Source organism: Parablautia sp. Marseille-Q6255, assembly GCF_951230155.1.
In the GTDB taxonomy this organism is placed as follows: domain Bacteria; phylum Bacillota; class Clostridia; order Lachnospirales; family Lachnospiraceae; genus Choladousia.
In genome coordinates, this window is the sequence record NZ_CATNVD010000008.1 from 36,680 (window position 1) to 53,491 (window position 16,812).

A 16,812-nucleotide genomic window follows, 5' to 3' on the forward strand; every position below is an offset into this window, starting at 1 on the left:
CATGGCAAAGAGCGTCTTATAGAAAATTGATACATGGAAAACGATCGGCATAGTCTGGAGAAGTCCGGCTATGCCGATTTTGTATGCCATACCCAAAGGCGGTGCGTATCCTGACAGAGATCGCAATGCCCGCATTGGAACACCGGTGCAAAAATTTCGATACACTTGTATTGCCCGAGTAAGAGAACTATAATATGTTTTGTGAAGATGCAAGACGGATTATATGACATGAAAAGGGGCGCTGGATATGAGAGCAAAACAAGGGAGGCAACGAAATGAAAATTTTTATCATAGAGGATGAACCAGCAATCCGTGAGGAACTTACCCAATTTCTTGAAAAATACGGATATCAATGTGCCAGCAGCAGTGATTTTCATTGTATTGCTGAAACTGCTCTTTCTTCTGGGGCTGACTTGATTCTTCTGGACATTAATCTGCCGTATCAGGACGGTTTTCAGGTTTGCAGAGAAATCCGGCAGAAATCCAATCTTCCAATCATCGTGCTTACCAGCAGAAACAGCGATTTTGACGAGTTAATGAGTTTGAATATCGGTGCCGATGATTATATTTCAAAGCCCTACAATGCACAGGTCCTTTTGGCTCGTATACAAAAACTTCTGGCACGAACTTATGAAGTGCAGGACAATATGGTTTTGACACACAAAGGCTTAACTCTAAACCTGCTCAAAGCAGAAATCAATTATCAGGGGAAGAGAAAATCTCTTACTAAAAATGAAATGGGGATTTTGCGTCTGCTCATGGTAAACAAGGGAAATATCATTCCTCGTGACGCCATTATTGATGAACTCTGGCAGAGTGAGCAATTCATAGACGAAAACACTTTGAATGTGAATATCGTTCGTCTGCGGAAAACGCTGGCTGAGATCGGCTTGCCTGACTATTTGGAAACGAAGCGTGGCTTGGGGTATTGCGTATGAGATTCTCCGAGTATCTTTTAGACCGAATTTTTTCCTTGATATGTATGCTGGTATCGGCACTTCTGCTGTTTGGCCTGCTTTGGCTGATTGAACTCCCTGCTATTTTTATTCTGTTTGCCGAAATGATCCTTATGGCAGCGCATATTTTTGCTTTGGCATATGATTTTTTACGCAAGCGAAGTTATTATAATCTACTCCTGAAAATGTCGGAACAGATGGAAGAAAAGTCGCTTTTGGGCGAACTTTTGACACAGCCTCATTTTTTGGAAGGTCAGATTTTAGTGGATATTTTAAGGCGCTGCAATAAATACCAGAACGACCAGATTGCCAATGCGAAACAGGCAAGCAGGGAATACCGGGAGTACATTGATTCATGGGTACATGAGATCAAGACCCCTATTACCTCTGCCCGTCTGATGATAGAAAATGAAAAAAATCCTACCACGCTGCGCATCGACGATGAACTCCGTAAAATTGATACTTATGTGGAACAGGTACTATACTATGCCCGCAGCACGGATGTGGAGAAGGATTTTAAGGTGGAAAAAACCACATTGCAGTCGCTTGTTCATGCTGCGCTGAAAAAATATTCCAAGCCTCTGATCCAGGCAGGCGGTAAACCAGTGTTGGATGGTCTGGACATTCCCGTTGTTGCTGATAGCAAGAGCTGTGCATTTGTAATCGGACAGATTATATCCAATGCGATTAAGTATCGAAAAGACAATCTGCAAATTGAATTTTTTGCCAGAGTAGATAAAAACAATGTTTCCCTTTTTATTTCCGATAATGGGATTGGGATTTCCGCTGCAGACTTGCCACGAGTATTCGATAAAGGTTTCACTGGTGAAAACGGACGCTGCTATTCCAAGTCAACCGGGATTGGGCTGTATTTGAGCCAAAAGCTGTGCAAGAAAATGAATATTATACTTTCCATTTCCAGTGAACCCGGACAGGGGACTACCGCAACCATGGTATTTCCCACGGAGAGCTATTTGAAAGAGGCGGGGCTGTAAAACCTCGCTTTTTTCAACCTTACATTCTGGTAAGGTAAATGTAATTTAACTTAATGGCGCAGGAGAAGTCTCTATGGTAGAGTAAGAATATAAAAGCAAACCGCTTTTGAGAAAGGAGTCTTATAATCAATGGAGGACATGATTTTACGGGTGGATGACATCCAAAAAATTTACGGTAACAAGGGCAGCCTGACAAAAGCTGTCGATCATATTTCTTTCTCTGCGCGTAAGGGTGAGTTTCTCGGTATTATGGGTGCTTCCGGTTCGGGGAAAACCACTTTGCTGAACTGTATCTCTACGATTGATACCGTTACCAGCGGACATATTTATGTGGAGGGAAAGGACATTACAACGCTGCATGGATCGCAGCTTGCAGACTTTCGTGGAAAAAAGCTGGGCTTTATCTTTCAGGACTTCAATCTGCTGGATACTCTGACAGCTTACGAGAATATCTCGCTGGCCTTGTCTATCGCAGGAATCAAACCCGGCGAGATTCAAAAACGTGTTCCTCAGATTGCAAAGGAGCTGAACATTCAGGAGGTATTGAACAAATATCCCTATCAGATGTCCGGCGGCCAACAGCAGCGGGTAGCCGCTGCAAGAGCAATGGCAACCAATCCCGCAATGGTACTGGCTGATGAACCGACTGGCGCTCTTGATTCCAGCTCCTCACGGATGCTGTTGACGATGCTGACGGAATTGAACGAACAGCTTGCGGCGACAATCCTCATGGTAACGCATGATGCTTTTTCAGCCAGCTATTGCCATCGCATTTTGTTTATCAAAGACGGTCAGGTGTTCAATGAACTGCATCGGGGGACAGACACACGCAAAGACTTTTTTGCAAAGATTCTGGAAGTGGTTTCGGTCTTGGGAGGTGAGCAGAATGACCTCATTTAAGCTGATCCTCCGAAATACTCATAAGAACATCCGGGACTACCTGGTTTATTTCCTTACACTGACGCTTTCGGTCAGTCTGTTTTATGCCTTTAACTCAATTTCCGATCAGCCGGCCTTTTCCAATATGGGAATGACCGGAACGCTCTTATACGACCAACTTGGCATACTGTTGTCGGCGCTTTCTGTTGTCATTGCGGTAGTATTGGCTTTCCTGATTATTTATGCCAACCAGTTTCTTTTGAAACGCCGCAAAAAGGAATTGGGCGTATATATGACGCTCGGTATGAAAAAAGGGCGTATTTCCAGACTGTTTGCCGGTGAAACACTCTGTGTTGGTGTCGTTGCTTTGGCTTCTGGCTTGATTCTTGGGTTTCTCTTTTCGCAGGGACTTTCTTTGATTGCATTAAAGCTCTTTGCGATTGAACTGGATAAATTTCAAATCGTATTTTCTGCCGGAGCATTTCGACAGACGGTACTTTGCTTTGCGATTATCTTCTTTATCGTTATGCTTTTTAATGTGTGGTCTGTAACGAATGTCAAATTAATCGACTTATTGACAGCCAGCAGAAAGAACGAAAGCATAAAAGCAGAAAATCGTGTTTTACCAATCTGCCTGTTTGTACTTTCTCTGATCTGTATAGGGATTTCCGCTGTGTTGTTCAATAAAAACGGAATACTGCCATCTCGTGAAAACATGTCTTTTCAGATTGCGGGAGTGGCTTTGGTTGTTGGAACTTTTCTGCTATTCCATTCATTATCCACTGTTTTCATCCAGGTGGTAAGAGCCGGTAAAGAGTTCTATTTGAAAGGTTTGAATACATTCCTTGTATGCCAAATCAGCAGTAAAATCCGCACGAATTATTTTGTGGTGACAATTATTTGTGGTCTGCTGACCATTACCATCTGCGCTGTATCCATCGGAGCAAGTACAGCTCTTGCAATGAATGAATTGTCAAAAGCTGCAACTCCCTATGATTTGAATGTTCTTTCTAATGTTTCTATTGATGGCGACAATGATATTGCAGAGTATCTTGCCACACAAGATGTTATAATGAGTGACTATGCCGAAGATATGGAGCAAATCAGCATTTATGAGGCTGACATGACCTATGCAGAGCTATTTGAAGGTCAGAATGTCGAGCTGTGGCCGATTGACGAAAAAATTCCCGATAGCAGAGTTTCCGTAATGACCGTTTCAGATTTTAACCGTGCTTTAGTTATGCAGGGTAAAAAGCCAATCATGCTGAACAATGACGAATATTTGTTAAACTGTAATTACAATGGAACATATCAACATGTTTCAGCGGCTCTACAAAGTCATTCAGAAATTGTAATCGGCGGTACGACCTTACAGCGTGCATCCAATGAAGTTCTGCAAGAAACGTATTTTATGACTTCTGTTGGAAACAATGATCGCGGAACATTGATTGTCCCGGAGCATGTGGCAGCTGTCCTTGAAAAAGATGTTAATGTGCTTTTGGTGCAATACAAACCGGATGTGGATTCCAATGAGATTCTACAAAAAATGATCCCCATTGGTTTGGACGAAACGCGTGGATATCGGTATGCAGAAAAGAACATGATGTACGAAATGTTCTACGGCCTTAATGCTTTGGTGAGTTTCCTTTGCTGCTATATCGGCTTGATCTTTTTGTTGATCTGTGCCGCTCTTTTGGCGCTGAAACAGCTCACGGAAACGACTGACAATATTTACCGATATGGCCTGCTGCAAAAGCTGGGAGCCAGACGCAGGCAAATCAACCGCACACTTTTTACGCAGACGGCTGTGTTCTTTGCAATTCCACTGACCGTTGCCGGGACATATTCGACCTTCCTGATCGGCAAAGCAATGACTGTCGTTGAGGAGTTTATGAATATCCATATTTCAACAAACCTTGGTTTGACGATTATTCTTTTCCTTATTGTTTACGGGAGTTATTTTCTTGCGACCTATTTATCTTGCAAGAGCATTGTTACAGAGTAAAAGAAATCGGCGGTGCAAAAAAGCAGGAGATCTTTTCATTTCAGATTTCCTGCTTAATATAACTATGAAAATTTAAATTCCTTATTTAAAATATAATTACAATTCCTGTTCGACAAGAACGATTATCATAGAATGATTGTATTTGTCCCCAGTCATAATAATATTCGACATCTCTCATACTCTTTTTGCTGGGCGTGCCTAAGCATTTCTTTAAAAACCTATTATTTTCTTCTTGTAACTTTTCTAAGGCTGTATCATTCACTGTCCCGTATTTCGTAGAATCTTTTTTGTCTGCCCGAACCAGTTCAATCTTTTTTACTTTTCCATGTCTTCCGTAGATTGTAACATAAAACTTCTTATAAAGCCATTTTAAAGGTTTCCTGGAAATCAATATTGTATAAGAATACTCTGTTTGAGCAATCTTAAAATCAATTTCTTTAAATAGGGAAATATTTCCTTTGGGAGTAATTATATATTCCCCTATTTTTAACATATCTTCCTTTAGTTCATCCTTTATCTGGATAATCTCCATACGTACTATAAAAACAACATAGCCTTCACACATTACAACGGTAACTATTTTTGCCCATAATACATCTGGAACAAACATATTCCAGGCTATAAAAGGAAGCAGAGCTACTCCTATCGCAGTCACCAGTAGAAGCACTCTCCAAATATAATTTTTCTTTCTTTTTCCTTCATTGGTTAAATTTTCATCATAATAAAGATGACCTGGGGATTCGAATGAGTTTAATAGAAATTCCTTTAAAAATGACACCAGAACGGCTCCCCAAGAAGATTTCTTTTGTTCCTTCATATTACACAATCTCCTCTGATATATGGTTGTTTATAAGGACATCCTTAAATAATTCTATCTTTTATGAAATTTAATTATTCTGTTGACGGCATATGAATACCCAGAAAAACCACGCCAAAAGGACTTTCTCTATGGCAAATTTCCAATGGTTCACTGTTCATAGCCATCTCATATACTTTTTCAGTAACTACAAGGTCTGTTTCTTCCCCGTTATCCATCACAATAGTCAATGTGTAATCATCATCATCTACATCCGGATCTTCTGCATGGCTATCCACAATAACAGCTGGATAATGCTGGGCCGGGCCAATAAGAGCTGCATTTACACAGTAATGAAGTCCACAGGCAATGGACAGCCCAACCACTCCCATATACAACCCTGCGGCTACCCGATTCCGCTTCGGCGAACGAAGAACTTGCAGCACAACCAATACTATGGTGATAGACAGTATCCGAATTAGCCATCCCCAGTTGCCATCTGCCTCCCGAAGCACCAAATCGCCCCAGATGTCACTAACTTGCCAGAAATAAGTATATCCTATTAACAAGCAAATAATCAGCGGGACATGGATGTGCATGGCTCTCCACTCTGGTGTTGCGTTCTGCGGTTTGTCTCCAAAGGAGAGTACAGGCGCGAACACCAAACAAAATAAAAGAAATGGAACAGGAGCAAGTGCACCAATTTTCATAACCGCAGTAAACTTTGCATCAGCGAAAAGATATAGCGGAATAGGAACAAGAACGCCAATGGCAAACAATACAATAACAACCCACAATCCGATCCGGATACTTTTGATATGGTCATGCCAGTGAGTGTGGTACTCCTCCCGCCATTGGACGGTGTTCTCCTGCTGTTCCTCTTGTCTGGTTTGTTTTTCCATCGCAGGAGTCAATGTTGCAGCAAGATGGGTACTTTCGAGCCACTCTGCAAACCGTGGGATACCCCGCATATTTGTTTCGATAGATACCAGCTTTTTTCCGTCCTTGTTCCGCAGATGAATGGAACGGTTGGCTGTCAGCCGAACGGAGGCTACCTGCCCCGGCGCAAATTCCCGTTTTCTTCCCCAGCTGCTGATGTACAAAATAGAGTTATCCTGGAATACGGACAAAGACCGGTTGCGCCCGGCCAAAATCATCCATACTCCCATAAGAAAAAGCGGCACGCCGGGAACTGTCACAAAGGCAGTGACATCTGGTTCAAAGGGTGGCGTCCCGGCCACAATGACACCCATGAGGGTCAGAACAAATCCAAGCACCCAGACAATTACGCCAAGGACCGTGACTACCATCCGCTCCCGTACGATCACCAGCGGCTGCTGGGTTTCTTCCGGTTCGACATGGCGGCACAGTAGCAGTGTCAGACCGAATCCAAGCAGGTAGAGAAGAATCCCCACACCGGTCCACACGCCCGCCATGTCCAGCGGCTCATTCCCGTCGGGAATAAAAATCAGCGGGAGCAGGAGCAGAGCAAAAGCGATGGTAATACCGCCAGTAATCATACATGGCCACTTGCTTCCGGGGGTTGGCAGATCATGGGGCGGTTCCAGAGGCTTTGGGGGAGCATATTCCGTCTGAACAGCCGCTAACTTCGGCGGTTGTTCCAGCACATGGGCGCAGTGAGGACATTGGGCTACATACGCCATCTCACAGCTGTGACCTTTCCCGCCCATGGGCAAGGGCTGGCCGCAGGCAGGGCAGATCCAGCAGCGCTGGAAGATCTTTTTTTGCATTTGTTTTAGTATCAGGAGAGACGCTGCCGGAAGAAGAAGGATCAACAAAAACAGCCAGGGACTGTTCCAAGCGATCAGACCAATCATCAAAAGGGTAAAGCACATCGCTGTTCCAATCGGAAAGCGGCTTCCCATCTTGGCGGCCTGCTTTGTGGCGGCAATGTAGGTTTCGTTTCCCTGCTTCATACCTGCGTGCTGAAGATCCAGTAAAAATGCCTCAATCAGTTCATACAGATCGTCTGGGTCATCCACATATTCACTGGTAAATTGGTCATACAGATTTCCGTTTACATATAGCTTTGCGCCAGATTGCCTTACCTCGACCTTGCAGTAGAGCCGGTTCAGGGTCAGACTGTCTCCGGAAAAATCCAGCTGATACTGGGGATATTGCGCTTTTAGACGCTCATACAATTTTTGGAGTTCGTTTTCTTGATACATAAGTAATCTCCTTTAAGTAAGGGGTTGATGTCCAGATTTTCTTCCTGTATAGCAAACCCATAGACTTTTTTAGGTTTCCAGCAATATGGAAAGTGCAGGGACCATCAGTTCATAAAATGTCATTTCAGTACCTCTGTTAAAAAAGACAGCTACTAAGAAAAAGCGATTGTCAAATTGTCATATCTATATGCAAACATTATAGCAGTTGCCTGTTTTTTCGTCATCACTTTTCTACTATACAACTGGGGATTAAATGGTGAATAGCCATACCAGGATTTTGCAAAAAGAAAACCGACGCATGATTGCTTTACGCTCAATACATCGGTTTTTTCATCGGACCTTGACGGTCATATTCAGCTGCGGCAGACTGTTCATTTGCCGAACAAGTCGCTGTGTGTGCCGGTGCGAGCCAGCGTCAGCACCAGAACATCACCCTCTATGCGGTAGACAAGCAGCCAGTCCGGGAGAATATGACATTCCCGATGCCCTGCCCAATCGCCGGACAAGTCATGGTCACGGTTCTTATCCGGCAGCGGTTCGCCCATCGCCAGCAATGCCACGACCTGCTCCAGAAGTTCGATCTTCAAGCCACGCTTTATGGCTCGTTTGTAGTCTTTTTTGAAACTGGTCGTGTACTTGACGGTATATTTGGTTTCTTTCATCTTTTCAGGTCAGCAAACAACTCGTCAAGGTCATTGTAGCCCTTTACAGACGGGGCTTTTGCAATCCTTTCCGCTTCCAGCATGGCAGCAACCGTTTCTTTGTTCGGCTGTTCCAGCCTTACCTCAAAGGGAATGCCGCCTTCACGAAGCGACTGGCGCACAAAGATGTTAAACGCCGTAGTCAGGTTCATGCCAAGTTCCGAAAACAGTGCGTCCGCCTGCGCTTTCAAATCTGCGTCCATGCGGATACTGATGTTTGTGGTCTTTCCAGCCATACGATCAACCCCTTTCTGCTGGTAATTATAGTATATGCCATTTGCACGAAGAAAACAATATTTTGCACGAATATTTAACAATAAATTCATTCAATAATAAAAGGACTGATCTATCATAGGTAGTGCTTCCGGTTATGATTTCATCAAATACAGAACCACGATTTTGTTTTGCGATCCGCAAATCTTTCAGTTTTCCAAGACTCATCAGATGATGAAAGTCCAATTTGGAAAAGCCAATTACTAACTCTGCGGTTTTTCCCTTTCGGCCAATCACGATCCGATATTGTATCTCCAACAATTTCTCAAATGCTTTTGCGCACTTTTGTAATTTATCCATAAAACCTCTCTGTCCATAAAGAAAGCCGCCCTGCAATGCAAGGCGGCTTTGAGCATTTTCTTTCGGCTTTGCAGCCTACTCCGGTTTGAGGTTACTGCACAACCCCTACTGAAAACTCTGCATAACAAGGCATCCCGGTACGCTGTTATGCTTCAACGCTTTGGCAGACACACGCCGTTGCCCACCTTATACTATTTATATGCAACTTCAGAAAATATGTCAATAAATTCATTCAATGAGGTTACCGGTTATCCTTGCAGAAGCTGCGTTTTCTGTATCATGTCATTCCTCCTGCCTGTCGTGGTCGCTGTGGCTGATTGCGCATGGCATCTCGACTGTCGCCTCTTTTTGGGGTATAAAGCGAAAGCGGGATGTTCCGGTTTTGTTTTGGGTGTTCGCAGAGGAACTGGAGCTGATCCATCAAAAGATGCAGCAATAACTTGAATCAGTTGACTCGCAAAGTGCATGAGACGGGGGGTTATGATGCTTTTTCTTTTTGCCAGTATCCTTGTCTTTTGCCTGTCTCTACCGGATAATATGAGTAACCCGATGGGGTTGCCGCTGGCTGCGATCTGGCTGCTGGGCAAGGTGCAGAGTTTGAAATTTGCGATCCAGGATTGGGTGTATGGGTAAATGATGTGAATATAATTTGGAATGAAAAGAAGCAGGACAATGGGAGATGAGACCCAATGCCCTGCTTCTTGGTTATTTGGAATGAACGGTAGAGTATTTCTGGTTTTTGCTTTTGGGTTTGTCTGGAAACATCATTTCAAGTTTACCAGAAGATAATAAAGGCTTGAGGTAATATTTGCTGAAGTGAGAACGACTGGAAACATCAATATATGCTTGCATTTCATCTCGACTTTTAGGGTCTGCACAAAATTCCAATAGCAAGTTTTGCTTGCTGATCACAGATGTATCATGTGCTGTCTCATGTGCGGCATCATGTACGGAAGCACCGCACATGATGTAGTTTACATTTTTCAAGATGACCCTGAAATCTATTGCTGTCGAGAAAAATTCCGGTTTATATGTTTCTGAATATCCAGGTAGTTTTTCAGTTTCACTGACGATTTTGCGCAGACCACTTCCACGGCGTTCCATGTATTTCATGCGGTGGAACAGGTCAGCAATCACAGGGTTTCGTCGCATTGAACGGATACTATAAATATCGTATTCCTGAATTGATCCGCCGCCAAACATACCGCCAGGAGATGTGATTTCCACCCGATCATCAAACATATCAATATGGACTTCGCTGCCAAGCACAATATAATCACGATGGATAAGCGCATTAACAAGAGCCTCTGTCACAGCTCGTTCAGCATAATCCGGCTTGTCTACACGATACTGTGCCTCTTTGATAAAACGGACTTTGGAATTATTGCGAATAAATTCACTGCCGCTTTTCAGTAGATAAATCAGATTCCCTTCGTATTCTTTATCGTCCAACGCATCATCAAAGATAGAGCCTTTTTCCAAGCCATTCCACCGGGTACAGAATATACGGGAGTTATAAACTGTGTGCTGATCGGTCATGAGCTTTCCGGCATTGGTCAAGAACCCATTTTTGTCAGCCAAACCGAAGGAGACATAATCGGATGGCTCAAAGCGGAGGCCGGTTCGTTCCAGATAGGTTGCCTCCAGGAGTGTGAAGCTGTAATCCTTTTTCACAGCTTCTGTTGTTAAGGTGTCAAAGGACTGATTGGTTCCCTTTAAGATCAGTTCATTCACAATGTAATCCGGTGCAATTACGCTTTCATTTCCAACACGGATATATGCTTCCATCACGCCGTCTGCCTTGTAATAATATGGGGTACTGCGACCAGAAGAAATTTCCAGTGCCAATAAATTTTTACCATCTTCCTGTAAAGGCTTCAAGGTAAACTGAGGTAATGGTGTGATTCGTTCTTTTATTAAGCGGCTGATGGCTTCAGCATCTTTTTGAACATCGGAAAGTCCAACTGGATTCCGGTTGTCAGAGATACCAAAGAATAAGGTGCCGCCAATTCCGTTAGAAAAAGCACTCACGCTTTTCAGCCAGCTATCAACTGAAAAGTGTCCAAAAAGACAAGTTCTGTATCATGTCATTCCTCCTGCCTGTCGTGGTCGCTGTGGCTGATTGCGCATGGCATCTCGACTATCGCCTCTTTTTGTGGTATAATCCAGCATTATGTGACCATGGAAGGAGGCATTTTTTATGGGTGAGAGGGAGTCTGAAAAAATACAAAAACATATCTGTGTGGGGATCCTTGCCCATGTCGATGCCGGAAAGACGACTTTGGCGGAGGGGATTTTGTATCTGACAGGCAGCATCCGCAAACTGGGGCGTGTGGATCATCAGGATGCGTTTCTCGATAATTTTGATCTGGAGCGGGAACGTGGGATCACGATCTTTTCCAAGCAGGCCAGGCTTCTGCTGGGAGATGTTCCCGTGACTTTGATGGATACGCCGGGGCATGTGGATTTTGCGGCGGAGATGGAGCGCACGCTCCAGATCCTGGATTATGCGATCCTCGTGATCAGCGGTCCGGACGGGGTGCAGGGTCATGTGGAGACTTTGTGGCGGCTGCTGGACAGGTATCAGATCCCGGTATTTGTGTTTGTAAATAAGATGGACCAGCAGGGGACGGATCGCGCAGCGCTGATGCAGGAGCTGGAAAAGAGGCTGGATAGCCGGTGTGTAGATTTTGGTCCGCTTGCAGGGGCAGAAAGTGCAGGGGCTCTTCTGGAGGGATTCTATGAAAATCTGGCGATGTGTGACGAGGAGGTTCTGGAGCATTATCTGGAATCCGGGGCAGTCGCGCAGCAGGAGATCGTGCGCCTGATCGCGCAGAGAAAGGTTTTTCCCTGTTATTTTGGCTCGGCGCTCAAGATGCAGGGCGTACAGGAGCTTCTGACGGGCATCCATGACTATGCGAAGGCGCGGGAGTACGGCAGTGCATTTGGCGCGAGAGTATTTAAGATCACACGCGATGCGCAGGGAAACAGACTGACGCATATGAAGATCACAGGCGGACGGCTGAGGGTGAAGGATCTGCTGACGAACCGGAGACCGGAGGCGGTACAGGGGATGCAGCAGGAAGCGCAGCCTGTGCGGGAAGAGGCAAAGGGACAGGCTCCAGGGACAGGCAGTGGGGCGGTCTGGGAGCAGAAGGTCAATCAGATCAGGATCTTTTCCGGGAGCAGCTTTCAGGCAGTCCAGGAAGTGCAGGCAGGAGAGGTATGTGCGGTGACAGGGCTTGATCATACGTATGCCGGGGAGGGACTTGGCGCGCAGACACAGGCGGCGCTGCCGATCCTGGAGCCGGTGCTGTCTTACCGGATTGAGCTGCCGCCGGAATGTGACGTACATAAGACCTTTTTGCAGCTTCGCGAGCTGGAGGAGGAAGAGCCGGAGCTGCATATTGTATGGGAGGAGCAGACCGGCGAGATCCATGCGCAGCTGATGGGAGAAGTACAGATCGAAGTGCAAAAAAGGCTGATCCGGGAGCGCTTTGGCATATGGGTAGAGTTTGGCGCGGGAAATATTGTGTACAAGGAGACGATCGCCTCTGCGGTGGAGGGAGTCGGCCATTTTGAACCACTGCGTCATTATGCGGAGGTCCATCTGCTGCTTGAGCCTGCGGAGCGCGGGAGCGGGCTGCAGTTTGCAGCTTCGTGCAGCGAGGACATGCTGGATAAGAACTGGCAGCGCCTGATCCTGACGCATCTGGAAGAGCGGCAGCACAAAGGCGTGCTGACCGGATCGGAGATCACGGATATGCGGATCACGCTGATCGCGGGGCGTGCGCACCAGAAGCACACAGAGGGCGGTGACTTCCGGCAGGCGACGTACCGCGCAGTGCGCCACGGACTGCGCTGTGCGCAGAGCATTCTTTTGGAGCCCGTGTATGCATTTAAGATCGAGGTTCCGACAGAAGCGATCGGGCGTGTGATGACGGATATCCAGAAGATGTGCGGAGAATTTGAACCGCCTCAGACAGATGGTGAGATGACAGTGATCTGCGGGAGCGCGCCGGTGGTGACGATGCGGGGCTACCAGACCGAGTTGATCTCTTATACCAAGGGGCGCGGCCGGATGACGTGTACGCTGAAGGGATATGAGGTGTGCCACAATGCCGAAGAGGTGATAGAAGCGCGCGCCTATGATCCCGAGGCGGATCTGGAACATCCGACCGGATCGGTATTCTGTGCGCATGGAGCGGGTTATGTGGTAAGCTGGGATCAGGTGCGTGATTATATGCATGTGGAAAGCGGCTGGAGCGCAAAGCAGGGGGTGCCGGATGGTGCGGCTGTAATGAGTGACCAAGCTGCGGGGACGATGAAAGGATATCCGAAGACGCAGGAGAAAAGGCGTGAGGGCGGCTATGGGATCAGCACGGCTGAGGATAAGGAGCTCGAAGAGATTTTTGCACGCACGTACGGGACCTCCAAAAGGGACGCAGACCGGCAAAGAAACAATCCATATAAAAAAAGCCGGCGCATAGAGGCTTCCGGAACAGACACGCAAAGGACCGGGCAGTCCGGGGAGGCGCAGGAGGAATATCTGCTGGTTGACGGGTATAATATTATTTTTGCGTGGGAGGATTTAAGGGAGCTGGCGAAGGTCAATATCGACGCTGCGCGCGGCAGGCTGATGGATATTCTGTGCAATTATCAGGGATATAAAAAATGTCATCTGATCCTTGTCTTTGACGCGTACAGGGTCTCCGGGGGCAGAGGAGAGGTATTTCAGTATCACAATATCCATGTCGTTTATACGAAGGAAGCGGAAACGGCAGATCAGTATATTGAGAAAACAGTCCGTGCGATAGGCAGGAGGTATCACGTCACCGTAGCGACGTCGGATGCGCTGGAGCAGATCATTATTTTCGGCGCAGGTGCAGGAAGGCTTTCAGCAGCGGGACTCCTTGAGGAAGTGGAACTGATGCAGCAGGAAATCAGAAAGGAATATCTGGGCAGGCAGACAGGCGGGAAACGATATCTGTTTGATCATCTGGATGGGCCGGTGAGTCAGTGGCTGGAGGATGTGCGCCTGCCCAAATAGTCACAGAAGAATTATAAAAAAAGCAGAATAATGTAGCAGATAATCTAAAATCGTGTTATAATATTTCAAAATATTGTGAAAATTTTACCGATTCAGGAGGGTGTTACTATGGGATTTGATGCAAAAACTACTATTGCAGAGGGGAGAGCAGTACTTGGTATTGAGCTTGGCTCGACAAGGATCAAGGCAGTCGTGATCGGAGAGGACAACAAGCCGATCGCATCAGGAAGCCACGACTGGGAAAACCAGTTCGTAAACGGCATCTGGACCTACAGCCTCGAGGCAGTGTGGGAAGGTCTGCAGGACTGCTACAGCAGCATGGCTGCCGATGTAAAAGAAAAATACGGTGTGGAGGTAGAATCCTTTGCGGCGATCGGATTCAGCGCCATGATGCATGGATATATGGCGTTTGATAAAAACGATGAGCTGCTCGTTCCGTTCCGCACCTGGAGAAATACGATCACGGGAGAGGCCTCCAGAGAGCTCTTTGACCTGTTCCAGTATAATATTCCGCAGCGGTGGAGTATTTCGCATCTGTATCAGGCGATCTTAAATGGTGAGGAGCATGTAAAGGATGTGACGTTTTTTACCACGCTTGCAGGATATATCCACTGGCAGCTGACTGGTCAGAAGGCGCTCGGCGTAGGGGATGCGTCCGGCATGTTCCCGATTGATATTGAGACAAAGGATTTTAATAAAGAAATGATCCGCAAATTTGACGAGCTCGTAGCGCCAAAGGGATATCCATGGAAGCTCGAGCAGATCATGCCGAAGGTGCTTGTAGCCGGCGAGACGGCAGGCGTCCTTACGGAGAAGGGTGCACGGCTGCTCGATGTATCTGGCAGATTAAAAGCAGGTATTCCGCTGTGTCCTCCTGAGGGTGATGCGGGGACCGGCATGGCAGCGACAAACAGTGTGGCACAGAGGACAGGAAACGTGTCAGCGGGAACCTCTGTATTTGCAATGATCGTTCTGGAGAAGGATCTCTCAAAGGCATACCCGGAGATCGATCTTGTGACTACGCCAAGCGGCGATCTTGTGGCGATGGTACACTGCAACAACTGTACCTCCGACCTCAATGCCTGGGTCAGCATCTTCAAAGAGTTTGCGGATGCGTTCGGTGTGAAGGCGGATATGAATGAGCTGTTTGGCACACTGTACAACAAGGCGCTTGAGGGGGATAAGGACTGCGGCGGTCTGCTTGCGTACAACTATTTTTCAGGCGAGCATATTACGGGCTTTGAAGCCGGGCGTCCGCTGTTTGTACGGACGCCGGACAGTAAATTCAGCCTTGCGAATTTTATGCGTGTCAATCTTTACACCTCTCTTGGCGCGCTGAAGGTCGGCATGGATATCCTGCTCAAGGGCGAGGATGTAAAGGTAGACAAGATCATGGGACACGGAGGACTCTTTAAGACAGAGGGAGTGGGACAGAGTATTCTCGCAGCAGCGATGAACTCTCCGGTATCTGTTATGAAGACGGCCGGAGAAGGCGGCGCGTGGGGCATTGCGCTTCTGGCTTCTTATATGGTAAATAAGAAGGAAGGGGAGACGCTGGATGCCTTCCTGAACGGTAAGGTATTCGGGCAGGATACCGGCGTGGAGATGGCGCCGGATGCAGCAGATGTGGCAGGCTTTGATGCGTTTATCGAACGCTACAAGGCAGGGCTTGCGATCGAGAGAGCTGCGGTGGAGAAGCTGCATTGACCGCGCAGACAGCTATGCGCAGGACGCAGCTGTACCTGGCGCCGCTGGAGGGGATCACAGGCTACATATACCGCAATGCCCTGGAAAAATATTTTCCGGGTGCAGACCGGTATTTTACCCCCTTTATCGCTCCCGACCAGAATAAGCTTCTGCGGACGAAGGAGACGAGGGACGTGCTGCCGGAAAACAACCATGTCCCGGAGCTGGTGCCGCAGATATTGACGAACAACGCGCAGCATTTCATACAGACTGCACAGGTTCTTCGCGATATGGGCTATGAGGAGATAAACCTGAACCTCGGCTGTCCCTCTGCGACTGTTGTCTCGCGCAGACGGGGCTCCGGGCTTCTGGCATTTCCGGAGGATCTGGATCGTCTGCTCGGGGAGATCTTTGACGGGATCGATATAAAGGTTTCCGTCAAGACCCGGATCGGGAGCGAGGATGCAGATGAGGCGGCTGCGCTGATGGAGATATACCGGAAGTATCCGCTTTCTGAGCTGATCATCCACCCGAGGACGCAGAAGCAGCTTTACCGGGGACGGGCAGACCAGGAGCTGTTTGGACAGCTGCTTGGAAGCTTTCCATTTCCTGTCTGCTACAACGGAGATCTCCTGACACAGACGGATTATGAGACATTTACGGAGAAGTATCCTCAGACGGAGTATGTGATGCTGGGGCGGGGCGTGATCGCAGATCCGGGTCTGTTTCACCGGATCCGTACCGGAGAGACGACGAGCCGGAAGCGTCTGCGTGAGTTTCATGATGAGATTTTGGCAGGATACCGCGAGGCATTCGGTGAGGACAGAAATGCGATGTTCCGCATGAAGGAGATATGGATCTATATGTTCCGTTTATTTCCGGACTGTGAAAAGTACGCAAAGAAGCTCAAAAAAGCGCAAAGCCTTGCACAGTATCAGTGTGCCGTGGATGCGATATTTGAACAGGAAATGATATGACAGAA

Annotated in this window: 12 protein-coding genes and 3 pseudogenes; 9 read left to right on the forward strand and 6 right to left on the reverse strand. The window is 47.0% G+C overall.

The window, feature by feature from the left end; genetic code table 11:
- Positions 1-275 precede the first annotated feature (275 nt).
- The 4 genes from QOX44_RS07255 (at position 276) to QOX44_RS07270 (ending at position 4,835) form a co-directional block, all read left to right on the forward strand.
- On the forward strand, positions 276-938 hold the full coding sequence (locus QOX44_RS07255) for a response regulator transcription factor (RefSeq protein ID WP_283682341.1): 663 nt from the start codon (positions 276-278) through the stop codon (positions 936-938).
- Positions 935-1,951, forward strand: a complete 1,017-nt coding sequence (locus QOX44_RS07260) for a sensor histidine kinase (RefSeq protein ID WP_283682342.1) — start codon at positions 935-937, stop codon at positions 1,949-1,951. The genes QOX44_RS07255 and QOX44_RS07260 overlap by 4 nt, the downstream gene beginning before the upstream one ends.
- A gap of 129 nt (positions 1,952-2,080) precedes the next feature.
- Entirely contained in the window at positions 2,081-2,851 is a 771-nt protein-coding gene (locus tag QOX44_RS07265; protein ID WP_283682343.1) for an ABC transporter ATP-binding protein, read from the forward strand.
- The gene (locus QOX44_RS07270; protein WP_283682344.1) at positions 2,838-4,835 is read left to right on the forward strand and encodes an ABC transporter permease; all 1,998 of its coding nucleotides are present in this window, start codon (positions 2,838-2,840) and stop codon (positions 4,833-4,835) included. The genes QOX44_RS07265 and QOX44_RS07270 overlap by 14 nt, the downstream gene beginning before the upstream one ends.
- 85 nt (positions 4,836-4,920) lie before the next feature.
- On the opposite strand, the gene QOX44_RS07275 is transcribed toward QOX44_RS07270, so the two are convergent.
- The 5 genes from QOX44_RS07275 to QOX44_RS18205 all read right to left on the reverse strand — a co-directional run bounded on the left by QOX44_RS07275 (position 4,921) and on the right by QOX44_RS18205 (position 9,094).
- The gene (locus tag QOX44_RS07275; protein WP_283682345.1) at positions 4,921-5,652 is read right to left on the reverse strand and encodes a hypothetical protein; all 732 of its coding nucleotides are present in this window, start codon (positions 5,650-5,652) and stop codon (positions 4,921-4,923) included.
- A gap of 74 nt (positions 5,653-5,726) precedes the next feature.
- A complete protein-coding gene (locus tag QOX44_RS07280; RefSeq protein ID WP_283682346.1) occupies positions 5,727-7,820 on the reverse strand; it encodes a hypothetical protein in 2,094 nt (697 codons plus the stop codon).
- A gap of 371 nt (positions 7,821-8,191) precedes the next feature.
- Positions 8,192-8,482 carry a type II toxin-antitoxin system YafQ family toxin gene (locus QOX44_RS07285; RefSeq protein ID WP_283682347.1) on the reverse strand — a complete coding sequence of 97 codons (291 nt, stop codon included), beginning with the start codon at positions 8,480-8,482 and terminating at the stop codon, positions 8,192-8,194.
- Positions 8,479-8,757 (reverse strand): type II toxin-antitoxin system RelB/DinJ family antitoxin, encoded by a 279-nt coding sequence (locus QOX44_RS07290; protein WP_283682348.1) that lies wholly within the window; start codon positions 8,755-8,757, stop codon positions 8,479-8,481. The genes QOX44_RS07285 and QOX44_RS07290 overlap by 4 nt, the downstream gene beginning before the upstream one ends.
- 25 nt (positions 8,758-8,782) lie before the next feature.
- Positions 8,783-9,094: a PBECR4 domain-containing protein gene (locus QOX44_RS18205; protein ID WP_283682349.1), complete on the reverse strand. Its 312-nt coding sequence runs from the start codon at positions 9,092-9,094 to the stop codon at positions 8,783-8,785.
- Between the two features lie 355 nt (positions 9,095-9,449).
- On the opposite strand from QOX44_RS18205, the pseudogene QOX44_RS18310 reads away from it, so the two are divergent.
- Both QOX44_RS18310 and QOX44_RS07305 read left to right on the forward strand, forming a co-directional pair.
- Positions 9,450-9,530 (forward strand): annotated as a pseudogene (locus QOX44_RS18310) (plasmid mobilization relaxosome protein MobC); the annotation flags it as partial.
- A gap of 107 nt (positions 9,531-9,637) precedes the next feature.
- Positions 9,638-9,727, forward strand: a pseudogene (locus QOX44_RS07305) (CD1845 family protein); the annotation flags it as partial.
- A 72-nt stretch (positions 9,728-9,799) separates the two neighbouring features.
- On the opposite strand, the pseudogene QOX44_RS07310 reads toward QOX44_RS07305, so the two are convergent.
- Positions 9,800-11,140: pseudogene (locus QOX44_RS07310) on the reverse strand (ATP-binding protein); the annotation flags it as partial.
- A 154-nt stretch (positions 11,141-11,294) separates the two neighbouring features.
- On the opposite strand from QOX44_RS07310, the gene QOX44_RS07315 reads away from it, so the two are divergent.
- The 3 genes from QOX44_RS07315 (at position 11,295) to QOX44_RS07325 (ending at position 16,807) form a co-directional block, all read left to right on the forward strand.
- Positions 11,295-14,144: a TetM/TetW/TetO/TetS family tetracycline resistance ribosomal protection protein gene (locus QOX44_RS07315; RefSeq protein ID WP_283682350.1), complete on the forward strand. Its 2,850-nt coding sequence runs from the start codon at positions 11,295-11,297 to the stop codon at positions 14,142-14,144.
- Positions 14,145-14,252: 108 nt separating this feature from the next.
- The gene (locus tag QOX44_RS07320; protein ID WP_283682351.1) at positions 14,253-15,851 is read left to right on the forward strand and encodes a xylulokinase; all 1,599 of its coding nucleotides are present in this window, start codon (positions 14,253-14,255) and stop codon (positions 15,849-15,851) included.
- Positions 15,848-16,807 (forward strand): tRNA dihydrouridine synthase, encoded by a 960-nt coding sequence (locus QOX44_RS07325; protein ID WP_331488348.1) that lies wholly within the window; start codon positions 15,848-15,850, stop codon positions 16,805-16,807. Before QOX44_RS07320 ends, QOX44_RS07325 begins: the two co-directional genes overlap by 4 nt.
- The last annotated feature ends 5 nt before the right edge of the window (positions 16,808-16,812 follow it).